The sequence below is a fragment of the Nocardioides luteus genome (genome assembly GCF_000960475.2).
In the GTDB taxonomy this organism is placed as follows: domain Bacteria; phylum Actinomycetota; class Actinomycetes; order Propionibacteriales; family Nocardioidaceae; genus Nocardioides; species Nocardioides luteus_A.
Map to the genome: position 1 here is coordinate 1 of NZ_JZDQ02000051.1, position 14,211 is coordinate 14,211.

Sequence of the window (14,211 nt, forward strand, 5' to 3'; positions counted from 1 at the left end):
GGGTGTGATGCCCCGATTCGCAACATCGACCACATCCAACGCCACGCCGACGGCGGCCAAACCAGCGCCGCAAACCTGCAAGGTCTCTGCGAGCGGTGCAATCAAGCGAAAGAGGCGATCGGGTGGCAGGCCAGACCCGGACCCGGCGGCAGCATCACCACCATCACACCCACGGGCCATGCCTATGTCAGCCCACCACCCGACACCTGGCAGCCCGACCCACCCCTGTCCCCAGCCGAGCTTCGGCTGCGCAACCTGCTGCTCGAGCACACCCTCGCAGCCTGAGGCGAAGTTGCGATCAGGCGAGGGGGAGGAGGTCGCGTTCGGCGAACACCTTCTTGGCGGTGAAGGTGGCGTTCAGGGCGCGCGGGAAGCCGCAGTAGACCGCCGAGTGGAGCAGGGCCTCGATGATCTGCTCGGGGGTCAGGCCGACGTTGAGGGCGGCGTTGATGTGGACCTCGAGCTGTGGCTCGCACCCACCCAGGGCGGTGAGCATGCCGAGGGTGACGAGCTGTCGGTCCCGCGGCTCCAGGCCGGGGCGGGCGTAGATCTCGCCGAATCCCCAGGCGACGATCTGGTGACCGAGCTCCGGGGCGATGTCGGCGAGCGAGTCGATCACGCGGGCGCCGGCCTCGCCGTCGATCGCGTCGAGGATCTCGCGGCCGTGGTCGTGGCGGGCGGCGCGGATGGTGGGGTCCTGGGTCGGGTTCGCGTAGGTCATGTCGCGAACGCTAGGAGTTGGAGTGCACTCTAAGTCAACAGGGCTAGGAGGCGTACGCGATCTGCTCCTGGATCTCGAAGCGGAGCCCGTCGGCGGCGGCGATGTAGACGTCCTGGTCCACGAGGTTGCCGTGCATCCGCATCAGGCCGCGCGGGCTGGAGTAGCTGTGGCGCTCGGCGAGGCGCAGGGCGGGCTCCACCTCGAGGGAGCCGCAGGCGTCGCCGACCTGCCGCAGGAACATGAGCGATTCGTAGCAGGACTCGCCGACGGCGTTGAGGGAGGGCGCGTACTCGCCGAAGCGGCGGTAGTAGCGCTCGGCCAGGCCGGCCGACTCGGGGGTGGTGAGGCCGTCGAAGTAGGCGGCGGCCGCGAAGACGTTGGCGTTGGCGCCCGCGCCACCGGCGAGCAGGGTGTTCTCCTCGACCGCCGGGCTCAGCCGGGTCAGCGACGAGCTCAGCCCGGCAGCGGCGAACTGACGGTTGAAGTGCACCGCGTCCTGCCCCATCAGCAGCATGATCACACCGTCCTGGTCGCCGCTCTCCAGGCCGCGCAGCACGCCGGCGAAGTCGCGGGTCCCCAACGGGACGTACGTCTCGCTCACCACCTGCGAGGGCGACCCCCGCAACGCCGCTCGTGCCGTCGATCCGGTGACCCTGGGGAAGACGTAGTCGTTGCCGACCACCGCCCAGCGGGACACGCCGTGGTGGGCGCGCATCCACGCGGTGGCGGGGAGCAGCTGGTTGACCGGGCGCTCGCCGATCATGAAGACACCCGGAGTGTCGTCGCCGCCCTCGTGCATGGCGGCGAAGGCGTACAGCACCCTGCCGCCGACGCGGGCGGTGATCGCCTGGCGGACCGCGGAGATGTGCCAGCCGGCGATCGCGTCGACCCGGCCGAGCTCGATCAGCCGTGCGACCTCGGACGCGACCTCGTGGGGCGCACGCCCGCCGTCGACCGCGACGAGCTCGACCGGGCTCCCGGCGATCCCGCCGGCGCTGTTGAGGTCCTCGGCGGCCAGCTCGCCGCAGGCCAGGCAGCCGGGGCCGTAGATGCCGGTCGGTCCCTGCATCGGCACCACGAACGCGATCGAGACCGCCCCCGGAGGACGGGGCGCGAGGCCCAGCAGGGCATGGGAGGACGGCGTGTACGACGGTGGGGTCATCGACACCTGCTCCCGAACGGAATGTTGTCCTGATGACTCACCATTGAGCCGTTGGGTGGTTAGGGTACGGCAGACAGCGACCGTGGGGAGGACTCATGAAGATTGCCGAGACGACCGGCGCGGATCTGCGCTGTTCGGATCTGGCCGTGCTGCTCGCCCGGGCGCAGCGCCGGATCGAGCGTGCGCTCGCCGAGGCGTACGCCGACTTCGACCTCACCGCGGAGCAGTGGCGCATCCTCAGCGTGCTTCTCGACGAGCCCGGCCAGACGATGACGCGGCTCGCCGACGGCGCCGCGCTCCCGGCCGGCACGCTGACCCGCCATGTCGACCGGCTCGCCGAGCGTGGGCTGGTGCTGCGCAAGGTCCACGCGGAGGACAAGCGCCGGGCGGTGGTCGCCCTCTCGCCGGTGGGAGCCTCGGTCGCGCGCGAGATCCGTTCCCGGCAGTCGACCGAGGCGGTCGCCCGGGTCGTCGACGACCTCCGGACGGCGCTCGACTCGCGCGTCTGAGCTCTGTCGACTCAAGGCGTTTCCATCCGGAAACAATTCCTCCCTGGCTCCGATACATCGGCGAAACAACCCGTCCCTAGATTCCTTCCATTCGAGAGCAATTGTCCGATGGAAGGACCCCCATCCCGTGCGTACGAAATTCTCGAGCCGCATCCTCGCGGCCAGCTCGGTGCTCGCCCTCGGCCTGACCGCGACAGCCTGCGGTGGCGCCAAGACCGGTGACACCGCGACCAGCGAGAGCTGCGTCGACACCAGCGGCGACACCATCAAGATCGGCTTCCTGAACTCCCTCTCCGGGACGATGGCGATCAGCGAGACGACCGTCTTCAAGTCCCTGTCCATGGCCGCGAAGGAGATCAACGCCGACGGCGGCGTGCTCGGCAAGAAGCTCGAGATCGTCAGCGAGGACGGCCAGTCCGAGCCGACCGTCTTCGCCGAGAAGGCGACCAAGCTGATCCAGGACGACTGCGTCGCGGCCGTCTTCGGCGGCTGGACCTCCAGCTCCCGCAAGGCGATGCTGCCGGTCTTCGAGGGCAACGACGCGCTGCTCTTCTACCCGGTGCAGTACGAGGGCCTGGAGTCCTCGCACAACATCTTCTACACCGGCGCCACCACGAACCAGCAGATCATCCCCGCCCTCGACTTCCTCAAGCAGGAGAAGAAGATCAAGTCGATCTTCCTGGTCGGTTCGGACTACGTCTTCCCGCGCACGGCCAACAAGATCATCAAGCAGTACGCCGCCGCCAACGGCATCAAGGTGCTCGGCGAGGAGTACCAGCCCCTGGGCTCGACCGACTTCGGCACGGTCGTCGACAAGGTCAAGGCCGCCGGTGCGGACGCGGTCTTCAACACCCTCAACGGCGACTCCAACGTGGCCTTCTTCAAGGAGTACAAGGGCAAGGGCCTGACCGCCTCGGCGATGCCGGTGCTCTCGGTCTCGATCGCCGAGGAGGAGGTCCCGGGCGTCGGCGTGGGCAACCTCGAGGGTCAGTACACCGCCTGGAACTACTACCAGACCATCGACAGCCCGACGAACCAGAAGTTCGTGACCGACTTCAAGGCGGCCAACGGCGCCAAGGCGGTCACCTCCGACCCGATGGAGGCGGCCTACACCTCCCTCTACCTGTGGAAGGGCATGGTCGAGAAGGCCGACTCCTTCGACGTCGAGGACGTCATCGACGCCTCCGACGGCGTCAGCTACGACGCCCCCGAGGGCACCGTCGAGGTCGACGGCGAGAACCACCACATCGCCAAGACCGCGCTGATCGGCCAGGTGAACTCCGAGGGCCTGATCGACACGGTCTGGTCCAGCGACAAGCCGATCGAGCCGGACCCCTACCTGAAGTCCTACGACTGGTGGAAGAACTAGCCCGTTGGACGCGCTGCTCGCCCAGGTCTTCACCGGCATCTCCGCCGGCGCGGTCCTGCTCCTCATCGCCCTCGGGCTCACCCTGACCTTCGGTCAGATGGGCGTGATCAACATGGCCCACGGCGAGTTCATCATGGCCGGCGCGTACACCGCCTATGTCGTCTCGACCATCGTCGCCAGCACCGAGCTGAGCCTGCTGATCGCGCTCCCCGCGGGGTTCGTGATCGGCGGCCTGCTCGGGCTGGCGCTCGAGGCGAGCGTGCTGCGGTGGATGTACGCCCGTCCGCTGGACACGCTGCTGGTCACCTACGGCGTCGGGCTCGTCCTGCAGCAGGTCGCGCGCGACATCTTCGGGGCTCCGGCCAAGGAGGTGCCCGCGCCGGGCTGGCTCGACGGCTCGATCCCGATCCTCGGCTACGACTTCCCGCTGACCCGGCTCTTCATCATCGTCCTGGCCGGGCTCTGCGTGGCCGCGCTGCTGGCGGTGCTCCGGTTCACGGCGCTCGGGCGCGAGATCCGGGCGACGGTCGGCAACCGCGACCTCGCCGAGACCATCGGCATCTCGACCCGCCGCACCGACCAGGCCACCTTCTTCATCGGCTCCGGCCTGGCCGGGGTGGCCGGGGTGGCCCTCACCCTGCTCGGCTCGACCGGCCCCAACCTCGGCACGTCCTACATCGTGCAGGCGTTCCTGGTGGTCGTGGTCGGCGGCATCGGGCACCTCAAGGGCACGATCGTGGCGGCCCTCGGGATCGGTCTGCTGCAGGCCTTCCTCGCCCACGCCCTGACCGGCTCGGTCGCCCAGGTGATCGTCTTCCTGGCGATCGTCGCGTTCCTGCAGCTGCGCCCGCAGGGCATCCTCTCGGTCCGGACCAGGAGCCTGGCATGAAGAAGCTCTATCCGTACGTCGGCTGGCTGCTGCTCGCGATCGGCCTGCTGGTCCTCGCGCCCGCGGTGCTCTCCGACTTCCGTCTCGGCCTGCTGGCCAAGTACTGCTGCTACGCCATCGCCGCGGTCGGCATCGGCCTGGCCTGGGGCCGTGGCGGGATGCTGGTGCTCGGCCAAGGGCTCTACTTCGGCATCGGCGCCTACGCGATGGCGATGCACCTCAAGCTCGCCGACGCCGGTCCCGGCGGAGTGCCGGACTTCATGGCGCTCTACGGCGACGCCGCGGTGCCGGGCTGGTGGGAGCCGCTGCGCAGCGGCGCTCTCGCGGTGGTCGTCATCCTCGTCCTGCCGGCACTCGTGGCGGGCCTGCTGGGGCTCGCGGTGTTCAAGCGGCGGATCAAGGGGGCGTACTTCGCCATCCTGTCCCAGGCGCTCGCCGCCGCCTTCGCGATCCTGCTCGTCGGTCAGGTGAAGACCACCGGCGGCGCCAACGGGCTGAACAACTTCCAGGGCTTCTTCGGGTACGCCCTGTTCGACCCGGCCAACAAGCGGATGCTCTACTTCCTCGCCGCCGGGATCCTGCTGGTCTCGATCCTGGCGATGGCATGGCTCTACCGCACCCGCTTCGGTGAGCTGCTGGTCGCGGTCCGCGACGGTGAGGAGCGGGTCCGCTTCCTCGGCACCGACCCGGCCAACGTCAAGCTGGCGGCGTACGTCATCGCGGCCGTCCTGGCCTCGATCGGCGGCGCGCTCTTCGTGCCGATCGCCGGGATCGTCTCGCCCGACGACGTCGGTGTGGTCGCCTCCATCGGGCTGCTTGCCGGGGTGGCGCTCGGTGGACGTGCCTCGCTGCTCGGCCCGGCCGTCGGCGCGCTGCTGGTCGGCTATGCCGAGACCACGCTCTCCGAGGCCTTCCCGGGGTCCTGGTCCTACTTCCAGGGAGCCCTGTTCGTGCTGGTCATCCTGCTGTTGCCGGGTGGGCTGGCGCAGCTGTTGGGGCTGGTCGGCCGGGCGAATGCTCACCGAGGTGACTCGGCGAGCGATCACTCTCCTCGCGGAGTTCCACGAGGGAAGCGAGGCGAGACCGAGGTATCTCGGTCGGCATCCGAGGAGGCGGCAGCGCGATGACCCTGACGGTGAACGACCTGCGGGTCGAGTTCGACGGCTTCGTCGCGATCGACGGGGTCTCGCTGACCCTGGAGCCGGGCCGGCTGCACTTCCTGATCGGCCCCAACGGCGCCGGGAAGACGACGCTCGTCGACGCCCTGACCGGGCTGGCCAAGGGAAGTGGTGAGGCGCGCTATCGCACACGCGACCTGCTCGCGCTGGCATCGCACCGGATCACCCGCCTCGGCGTGGGACGTACGTTCCAGACCGCGACGGTCTTCGAGGAGCTGAGCGTGCTGCAGAACCTCGACATCGCCGCCGGGGTCCACCGGGCGCGGTGGCGGCTGATGCTGCCGCGACGGGGGACGCCGGAGCAGGTCGCCGAGGTGCTGGAGACGGTCGGGCTCACCGATCTCGCCGAGAAGCCGGCCGGCGTGCTCTCGCACGGGCAGAAGCAGTGGCTGGAGATCGGCATGCTGCTGGTCCAGGACTCCTCGGTGATGCTCCTCGACGAGCCCGTCGCCGGGATGTCGGCCGAGGAGCGGGAGGAGACCGGCGAGCTGCTGCGCCGGATCAGCCCCGAGCGGACCGTCGTGGTCATCGAGCACGACATGGACTTCGTCCGCCGGTTCGCCGACGTCGTCACCGTCCTGCACGCCGGGAAGGTGATCGCCGAGGGCACCGCAGCCGAGATCAGGGAGGACGCCGAGGTGCAGCGGGTCTATCTGGGAGAGGACGCCTGATGCTGAAGATCGAGTCGGTCACCGGCGGCTACGGCCGCACCACGGTGCTCCACGACGTCAGCCTCGAGGTGCCCGCCGGCGCCGCGGTGGCGCTGATGGGACACAACGGCGCCGGCAAGACGACGCTGCTCAAGGCGGCGGTCGGGCTGGTCCGGGCCAAGAGCGGCCGGGTGCTGCTCGATGGTGAGGACGTCACCGCGCTGCGGCCGAGCGCACGGGTCAAGCGGGGCTTGGGCTACGTCCCGCAGGGGCAGCAGAGCTTCGGCGACATGACCACGCTGGAGAACCTCCAGCTGGTCGGCGACCGGGCCGGGATCAGCGAGATGCTCGACCTGTTCCCTGCCCTGAAGGACCTGCTCGGGCGACGCGCCGGGCTGCTCTCCGGAGGTCAGCGCCAGCAGCTCTCGATCGCGCGTACGCTGCTGACCAGGCCGAGGCTGCTCATCCTCGACGAGCCGACCGAGGGCATCCAGCCCAACGTGGTCGCCGAGATCGAGCGGGTGATCTCCGAGCTCACCGGACGCGGTGACCTCAGCGTGCTGCTGGTCGAGCAGCACGTCGGGTTCGCGCTGCGTACGGCCTCTGCCTACTACATCCTCGAGTCCGGCCGGATCACCGCGAGCGGTGAGGGCGGGTCCGAGGCCCGCGAGCACGTCCGATCCCAGCTGGCCGTCTAGAGAGCCCAGAGAGTTCAGAGAGTTGGCGACATGCATCTGACCCCGTCCGACACCGAGAAGCTGCTGCTGTCCGTGGCCGGGATGGTCGCGCGCGACCGGCTCGCCCGCGGGGTGCTCCTCAACTACCCCGAGTCGGTCGCGCTGCTGTCCACCTGGGTGATCGAGCGGGCCCGCGAGGGCGCCTCGGTCTCCGACCTGATGACGCAGGGCCGCGCAGTGCTGACCCGCGAGCAGGTCATGCCCGACGTGGTCGACATGCTCGTCGAGGTGCAGGTCGAGGCCACCTTCCCCGACGGCCGCAAGCTCGTCACCATCCACCACCCCATCGCCTGAGGAGGCCCCATGTCTGTGCAGTCCAGAGGACCCGGAGCCGTACGCGTCGCCGAGGGCACCATCCATCTCAACACCGACCGGAGCGAGTCGGAGCGGCGTACGTTGGTCGTCCTCAACACCGGCGACCGGCCGATCCAGATCGGCTCCCACATCCACCTCGCCGAGGTGAACTCGGCGCTCTCCTTCGACCGCGAGGCGGCCGAGGGGTTCCGGCTCGACATCCCGGCGGGCACCTCGCGGCGCTTCGAGCCGGGCGCGTCCCGCGAGGTCGCCATCGTCGCGCTCAAGGGTGCCCGAGTCGTCCCCGGCATCCAGATCAAGGAGGCGTGACGGTGGTGGAGATCAGCAGGACCGAGTACGCCGCGCTCTACGGCCCCACGACCGGCGACCAGGTGCGCCTGGGTGACACCGACCTGTGGATCGAGGTCGAGGACGACCTGACCGTGGGCGGTGAGGAGTCGGTCTTCGGCGGCGGCAAGTCGATCCGCGAGTCGATGAACCAGTCCACCGTCTCCTCGGCAGACGGTGCGCTCGACACGGTGATCACCAACGCCCTGGTGCTCGACCACTGGGGCATCGTCCGCGCCGACGTGGGGATCCGCGCCGGCCGGATCGTCGCCCTGGGACGCTCCGGCAACCCCGACATCGCCGACGGCGTCCACCCCGACCTGATCATCGGGCCAGGCACGGACGTGGTCAGCGGGGAGGGGAAGATCCTCACCGCCGGGGCGATCGACGTCCACGTACATCTCCTCTCCCGTTCCCAGATCGTCGAGGCGATCTCGACCGGGACCACCACCATCGGGGGCGGTGGCACCGGACCCTCGGAGGGCTCCAAGGCCACCACGGTCACCGGCGGGCCATGGCACCTCGAGACCGTCCATCGCGCCCTCGACGACCTGCCGGTCAACCTCCTGCTGATGGGCAAGGGCAACACCGTCTCCGCCGCCGGGCTGGCCGAGCAGGCGCTGGCCGGGGCCGCCGCCTACAAGGTCCACGAGGACTGGGGCTCGACCCCGGCCGCGATCGACGCCGCGCTGCGCGCCGCCGACGAGCACGGCCTTCAGGTCACGCTCCACTCGGACTCGCTCAACGAGGCGGGCTACCTGGAGTCGACCGTCGCGGCGATCGCCGGCCGCTCGATCCATGCCTTCCATGCCGAGGGCGCCGGGGGTGGGCACGCGCCCGACATCCTCTCGGTCGCCTCGCTGCCGCACGTGATCCCCGGCTCGACCAACCCGACCCTGCCGCACACCGTCAACACCGTCGCCGAGCACCTCGACATGCTGATGGTCTGCCACCACCTCAACCCGCGGGTGCCCGAGGACCTGGCCTTCGCCGAGTCCCGGATCCGGGCGACCACGATCGCCGCCGAGGACGTGCTCCACGACCTCGGTGCGCTGTCCATCACCTCCTCCGACGCGCAGGCGATGGGCCGTATCGGCGAGGTCATCTGCCGCACCTGGCAGGTCGCCCACGCGATGAAGGCCCGCCTCGGCTCGTTGGGCGGTGCCGCGGACAACATCCGCGCGAAGAGGTACGTCGCGAAGTACACGATCAACCCCGCCATCGCCCACGGGATCGCCTCCGAGGTCGGCTCGGTGGAGCCCGGCAAGATGGCCGACCTGGTCCTGTGGGACCCGCGGTTCTTCGGCATCCGTCCCGAGGTCGTGATGAAGGCCGGCGCCCTGATCTGGGGTGCCCTCGGCGACCCGAACGCCTCGATCCCGACCCCGCAGCCGGTGCTCATGCGACCGGCGCTGGTCGGGCCGGGTGCCGACCATGCGGTCTCCTTCGTCGCGCCGTCGGCGCTCGATGCCGGGCTCGCTGACCGCCTCGGCCTGCGCCGCCGCCTCGTGGGGATCGAGCCGACCCGGGAGATCGGGAAGGCGCAGATGATCAACAACGACGCCACCCCCGACATCCGGATCGAGCCCGAGACCTTCCGCATCCACGTCGACGGCGAGCTGATCGAGCCCGCCCCCGCGACCGAGCTGCCACTGACGCAGCTCTACTCGATGTTCTGAGCACCATGTCCGAAGAGCTGCTCATGATGCTGTTGGCCGACGCCCGGCTCCCGGTCGCCGGTCACACCCAGTCGGGTCAGCTGGAGGCAGCCGTACGTTCCGGCCTCACCGCCGAGCAGGTGCCGGTCTTCATGCGCTCACGGCTGGCGAGCGTCGTGCGGGTCGAGGCCGGCACGGCGGTGGTGGGACTGCACCGGCTGCGCGCCGGGCTGCCGGTGGAGCCGGTCCTGGACGCGTGGGCGGCCCGCACCCCGGCGGCGCCGATGCGGGACACCTCGCGCACCCTTGGCCGGGCGCTGTTGCGGCTGGTCAGGAGGCTGTTCCCGGACTCCCCGCATGTGAAGGCAGTGGCCGTGCTCGAGCGGCCGTGCCGACCGCTCGTCCTGGCCGCGGCGGCAGCCACCGGTGGCCTCGCGCCGGCCTCGCTCGCCCGGCTGGTGGCGTACGACGACCTGCAGACGGTGGCCTCGGCAGCCCTCAAGCTGCTGCCTCTCGACCCGCTCGACGCGACCTCGTGGGTGCACGACCTGCTCCCGGAGGCCGAGCGGCTCGCCGCCGCGGTCGCTCCGCTCACCGAACCGCATCAGATCCCCGCGTCCAGCGCGCCCCAACTCGACCTGTGGGCCCAGGCCCACGCTCAGACGACCAGGAGGTTGTTCAGTGCCTGAAACCGTGACGAACGATGGGACGAAGAACGGCAGGGGACTGCGCATCGGCGTGTGCGGCCCGGTCGGCACCGGCAAGAGCTCGCTGATCGCGCTGCTGTGCCGCGAGCTCTCCGCCGACCTGGAGCTCGGCGTGGTCACCAACGACATCTACACCGACGAGGACGCCCGCTTCCTCCGTTCCGCCGGCGTGCTCGACCCGGCCCGGATCAAGGCGGTCGAGACCGGTGCCTGCCCGCACACCGCGATCCGCGACGACGTCACCGCCAACCTGATCGCCGTCGAGGAGCTGGAGGAGGAGTTCGCGCCCCTCGACGTCGTCCTGGTCGAGTCGGGCGGTGACAACCTCACCGCCACGTTCTCCCCGGCGCTGGTCGACACCCAGATCTTCCTGATCGACGTCGCCGGCGGCGGCGACGTCGCCCGCAAGGGTGGCCCCGGCATCGAGCGCGCCGACCTGCTCGTGGTCAACAAGACCGACCTCGCCCCGTACGTCGGTGTCGACCCGGCCGCCATGGTCTCCGACGCAGGGTCGGTGCGCGAGGGTCGCCCGGTCATCGCGCTCTCCCGCACCGACCCGGCCTCCGTCGAGGCGCTGATCGCCTGGGTCAGGTCCGAGCTGGACCGCCACCGCGGGGGCGCCCTGGTCCCGGCCGACCCGGGGCCGATGGCGCCGCACTTCCACGCCGACGGCACCAGCCACAGCCACGATCACGACCATGACCACCAGCACGCCTGAGCTCGCCGGCGGCGCCCTGACCCGGGTGAGGGTCGGGGCGGTCGCGGGCGGCCGGGTCCGGGTGGAGACCGACGTGACCGGGCCGGCGACGGCACCGGCGCTGCGGCCGATGCTGCTCGCCGGCGATGCCCGGTCGGCCCGGATCTCCCTGGTCCCCGACGGCGCGATGCTCCTGGCCGGCGACGACGTCAGGGTCGAGGTCGAGGTGGGGGAGGGGATGCACCTGACCCTGGTCGAGCCTGCCGGGACGGTGGCGTACGACATGGACGGCGGCCAGGCGTCCTGGTCGGTCCGGATCACCCTCGCGGCGGGCGCGACCCTGGTCTGGGCCGGCGAGCCGTTCGTCGTCTCCGCCGGTGCCGACGTCACCCGCGACACCCAGGTGACCCTCGCGCCCGGCGCCCGGCTCGCCCTGCGCGAGACCCTCGTCCTCGGCCGCCACGGCGAGCGTCCGGGTCGGGCGCACACCACCTGGTCGGCGTACGGACACGACGGCCGCCCCCTCCTGGTCGAGTCGCTCGACCTGGACGCGAGCTCGATGGCCCCCGGCCTCCTCGGCCCGCACCGGGTGCTCGCCTCGGTCACGGCGCTCGGGCAGCAGATCGCGCCCGACGCCTGCCCGGACGGACGGCTCGACCTGGAGCACGGTGGGACGCTCTGGCGCCACCTGGCCGGCGAGGCCCACGAGGTCCCCGCAGAGCCCTGGGAATGCGCCACGACTGGTTGAGGTTTCAACGGGCGTGACTGAGATCGAGTTCGGCCTGGACACCTTCGGCGGGGTCACCCGCGACGCCGAGGGCAAGCCGCAGCACCACGCGCAGGTGATCCGCAACATCGTCGAGGAGGGCGTGCTCGCCGACCAGGTCGGGCTCGACTTCTTCGGTGTGGGCGAGCACCACCGTCGCGACTTCGCCGTCTCCAGCCCGGAGATGGTGCTGGCCGCGGTCGCCTCCCGCACCGAGCGCCTGCGGCTCGGCTCCGCGGTGACCGTGCTCAGCTCCGACGACCCGGTGCGGGTCTTCGAGCGGTTCGCCACCCTCGACGCGGTCTCGAACGGCCGCGCCGAGATCGTCGCCGGGCGTGGCTCGTTCACCGAGTCGTTCCCGCTGTTCGGCTTCGACCTGGCCGACTACGAGGAGCTCTTCGAGGAGCGTCTCGAGCTGCTCGCCGCGCTGCTGAAGGAGGAGAAGGTCACCTGGGAGGGCCGCACCCGCGCGGCGCTCACCGACCAGGAGGTCTTCCCGCGCACCGAGAACGGGCTGACCGCCTGGGTCGGCGTCGGTGGCAGCCCGGAGTCCGTCGTACGCACCGCCCGCCACGGCTTCGGCCTCTTCCTGGCGATCATCGGCGGCCCGGCCGACCGGTTCGCGCCCTACATCGACCTCTTCGAGCGTGCCCAGGACGAGTTCGGGGTGCCGCGGAAGCGGATCGCCGTCCACTCGCCCGGCTTCGTCGCCGAGACCGACGAGCAGGCCCACGAGACGGTCTATGAGGGCTGGCTGGCGATGCGTACCCGGATCGGCCGCGAGCGCGGCTGGCCGCCGCCGCGGCCCGGTGACTTCGAGCGCGAGATCGAGGGCGGCTCCCTCTACGTCGGCTCGCCCGAGACGGTCGCCCGGAAGCTGGCCGGCACCATCAAGGTGCTCGGCGTCGACCGGTTCGACCTGAAGTACGACCAGGGCCAGGTGCGCCACGAGGACCTGATGAGCTCGATCGAGCTCTACGGCACCCGGGTCGTCCCGCTGGTCAAGGACATGCTGGGCTGACTCGGTCTCGGCCCGATCAGCTCAGCCAGCTCGAGATCGGGTGGATCGCGAAGTAGACCGCGAACATGACCGCGACCAGCCACATCAGCGGGTGAACCGTCCTGGCCCTGCCGCGGACTACCTTGATGAGTACGTAGGCCAGGAAGCCGGCGCCGATGCCGACCGAGATCGAGTAGGTGAACGGCATCAGCGCGATCGTCAGGAACGCCGGGAGAGCGATGTCCGGGTCGGCCCAGTTGATGTCCTTGACCTGCTGCATCATCAGGAAGCCGACCAGGACCAGCGCCGGCACCGCCGCCTCCGACGGGATGATCTCGACGAGCGGGGAGAGGAACGTGGTGAGCAGGAAGAGCACACCGGTGACGACCGCCGCCAGACCGGTGCGGGCGCCCTCGCCGACGCCGGAGGCCGACTCGACGTAGGAGGTGTTGGAGGAGATGCCGCCGGCGCCACCGGCCGCGGCGGCCAGCGAGTCGACGACCAGGATCGAGCGCGTACGCGGCGGGGTGCCGTCCTCGCGCAGCAGCCCGGCCTCGGCGCCGATCGCGGTCATCGTGCCCATGGTGTCGAAGAAGTCGGCGAGCATGAGCGTGAAGATCAGCAGCACCGCGGTCACGATGCCGACGTTCTCGAACGAGCCGAGCAGGTTGAACTCGCCCAGCGTCGCGAACGAGGGCCAGTCGATGATCTTGTCGGGAAGGGCCGGCACGTTGAGCGCCCACCCGGTCGGGTTCTTGGCGCCGCCGGCCCCGATCCCGGCGATCGCCTCGACGATGATCGCCAGCACCGTGGTCGCCGCGATCGAGATGAGGATCGCGCCGCGCACCTTGCGCACCCACAGGGTGATGATCAGGACGAGGCCGATGACGAAGACCAGCACCGGCCAGCCCGCGAGCTGCCCGGTCGGGCCCAGCTGCACCGGCACGGTCGTGTTCGCGGCGTCGGGGATGCGGCGTACGAAACCGGCGTCGACGAAGCCGATCACCGCGATGAACAGGCCGATCCCGACCGAGATCGCGGTCTTGAGCTCGCGGGGGACGGCGTGGAAGACGGCCTCCCGGAACCCGGTCAGCACCAGCACGAGGATCACCAGACCCTCGATCACCACCAGCCCCATCGCGTCGGCCCAGGTCATCTGCCCCGCGATCGAGAACGCCACGAACGCGTTGAGCCCGAGCCCGGTCGCCAGCGCCAGCGGATAGTTGGCCACGACACCCATCAGGATCGTCATCACCCCCGCCACCAGCGCGGTGCCCGCCGCGATCGCGGCCAGGTTGTCGCCGCCGTTCCCGCCGAGGAGGTCGCCGTTCACGTCCTCCGCGAACCCGAGGATCAGCGGGTTCAGAGCGACGATGTAGGCCATCGTGAAGAAGGTGACCACGCCACCGCGGACCTCACGCCCGACCGTGGAGCCGCGCGCGCTGATCTGGAAGAACCGGTCAAGAGCATGGGGACGTGCCGGGGTCGAAGTGCTCACGCCCCGCATCTTCGCAGATGCGGGGCGC

At 70.4% G+C, this 14,211-nt stretch carries 17 protein-coding genes; 14 read left to right on the plus strand and 3 right to left on the minus strand.

What is annotated here, in order from left to right; translation table 11 throughout:
• A partial coding sequence (locus UG56_RS27700; RefSeq protein WP_143055197.1) for an HNH endonuclease occupies positions 1 to 285 on the plus strand: 285 nt, incomplete at its 5' end.
• Positions 286 to 298: 13 nt separating this feature from the next.
• On the opposite strand, the gene UG56_RS25460 is transcribed toward UG56_RS27700, so the two are convergent.
• Positions 299 to 721, minus strand: a complete 423-nt coding sequence (locus tag UG56_RS25460) for a carboxymuconolactone decarboxylase family protein (RefSeq protein WP_045550346.1) — start codon at positions 719 to 721, stop codon at positions 299 to 301.
• A gap of 43 nt (positions 722 to 764) precedes the next feature.
• Positions 765 to 1,883: a substrate-binding domain-containing protein gene (locus tag UG56_RS25465; protein WP_084101613.1), complete on the minus strand. Its 1,119-nt coding sequence runs from the start codon at positions 1,881 to 1,883 to the stop codon at positions 765 to 767.
• A 95-nt stretch (positions 1,884 to 1,978) separates the two neighbouring features.
• Between UG56_RS25465 and UG56_RS25470 the strand changes: the two genes are divergently transcribed.
• The 13 genes from UG56_RS25470 to UG56_RS25530 all read left to right on the plus strand — a co-directional run bounded on the left by UG56_RS25470 (position 1,979) and on the right by UG56_RS25530 (position 12,706).
• Positions 1,979 to 2,392 (plus strand): MarR family winged helix-turn-helix transcriptional regulator, encoded by a 414-nt coding sequence (locus tag UG56_RS25470; RefSeq protein ID WP_045550345.1) that lies wholly within the window; start codon positions 1,979 to 1,981, stop codon positions 2,390 to 2,392.
• A 127-nt stretch (positions 2,393 to 2,519) separates the two neighbouring features.
• Entirely contained in the window at positions 2,520 to 3,761 is a 1,242-nt protein-coding gene (gene urtA, locus UG56_RS25475; protein ID WP_045550344.1) for an urea ABC transporter substrate-binding protein, read from the plus strand.
• 4 nt (positions 3,762 to 3,765) lie between these two features.
• Complete coding sequence (gene urtB, locus UG56_RS25480) at positions 3,766 to 4,650, plus strand: urea ABC transporter permease subunit UrtB (protein WP_045550343.1); 885 nt, start codon at positions 3,766 to 3,768, stop codon at positions 4,648 to 4,650.
• On the plus strand, positions 4,647 to 5,777 hold the full coding sequence (gene urtC, locus UG56_RS25485; RefSeq protein WP_256206902.1) for an urea ABC transporter permease subunit UrtC: 1,131 nt from the start codon (positions 4,647 to 4,649) through the stop codon (positions 5,775 to 5,777). Before urtB ends, urtC begins: the two co-directional genes overlap by 4 nt.
• Positions 5,774 to 6,499: an urea ABC transporter ATP-binding protein UrtD gene (gene urtD / locus UG56_RS25490; protein WP_045550342.1), complete on the plus strand. Its 726-nt coding sequence runs from the start codon at positions 5,774 to 5,776 to the stop codon at positions 6,497 to 6,499. Before urtC ends, urtD begins: the two co-directional genes overlap by 4 nt.
• On the plus strand, positions 6,499 to 7,176 hold the full coding sequence (locus UG56_RS25495; protein WP_045550341.1) for an ATP-binding cassette domain-containing protein: 678 nt from the start codon (positions 6,499 to 6,501) through the stop codon (positions 7,174 to 7,176). The genes urtD and UG56_RS25495 overlap by 1 nt, the downstream gene beginning before the upstream one ends.
• A gap of 30 nt (positions 7,177 to 7,206) precedes the next feature.
• Positions 7,207 to 7,509 (plus strand): urease subunit gamma, encoded by a 303-nt coding sequence (locus UG56_RS25500; protein WP_045550340.1) that lies wholly within the window; start codon positions 7,207 to 7,209, stop codon positions 7,507 to 7,509.
• Positions 7,510 to 7,518: 9 nt separating this feature from the next.
• On the plus strand, positions 7,519 to 7,839 hold the full coding sequence (gene ureB / locus UG56_RS25505) for an urease subunit beta (protein WP_045550339.1): 321 nt from the start codon (positions 7,519 to 7,521) through the stop codon (positions 7,837 to 7,839).
• Between the two features lie 5 nt (positions 7,840 to 7,844).
• A complete protein-coding gene (locus UG56_RS25510; RefSeq protein WP_045550351.1) occupies positions 7,845 to 9,536 on the plus strand; it encodes an urease subunit alpha in 1,692 nt (563 codons plus the stop codon).
• Positions 9,537 to 9,541: 5 nt separating this feature from the next.
• Positions 9,542 to 10,204, plus strand: a complete 663-nt coding sequence (locus UG56_RS25515; RefSeq protein ID WP_218145290.1) for an urease accessory UreF family protein — start codon at positions 9,542 to 9,544, stop codon at positions 10,202 to 10,204.
• Positions 10,197 to 10,940 (plus strand): urease accessory protein UreG, encoded by a 744-nt coding sequence (gene ureG / locus UG56_RS25520; RefSeq protein ID WP_045552186.1) that lies wholly within the window; start codon positions 10,197 to 10,199, stop codon positions 10,938 to 10,940. Before UG56_RS25515 ends, ureG begins: the two co-directional genes overlap by 8 nt.
• Entirely contained in the window at positions 10,921 to 11,667 is a 747-nt protein-coding gene (locus tag UG56_RS25525; protein ID WP_084101615.1) for an urease accessory protein UreD, read from the plus strand. The genes ureG and UG56_RS25525 overlap by 20 nt, the downstream gene beginning before the upstream one ends.
• A gap of 13 nt (positions 11,668 to 11,680) precedes the next feature.
• Positions 11,681 to 12,706 carry an Atu2307/SP_0267 family LLM class monooxygenase gene (locus tag UG56_RS25530; RefSeq protein WP_045551064.1) on the plus strand — a complete coding sequence of 342 codons (1,026 nt, stop codon included), beginning with the start codon at positions 11,681 to 11,683 and terminating at the stop codon, positions 12,704 to 12,706.
• A 16-nt stretch (positions 12,707 to 12,722) separates the two neighbouring features.
• On the opposite strand, the gene UG56_RS25535 is transcribed toward UG56_RS25530, so the two are convergent.
• Complete coding sequence (locus UG56_RS25535) at positions 12,723 to 14,192, minus strand: NCS2 family permease (protein ID WP_045551065.1); 1,470 nt, start codon at positions 14,190 to 14,192, stop codon at positions 12,723 to 12,725.
• Positions 14,193 to 14,211 lie beyond the last annotated feature (19 nt).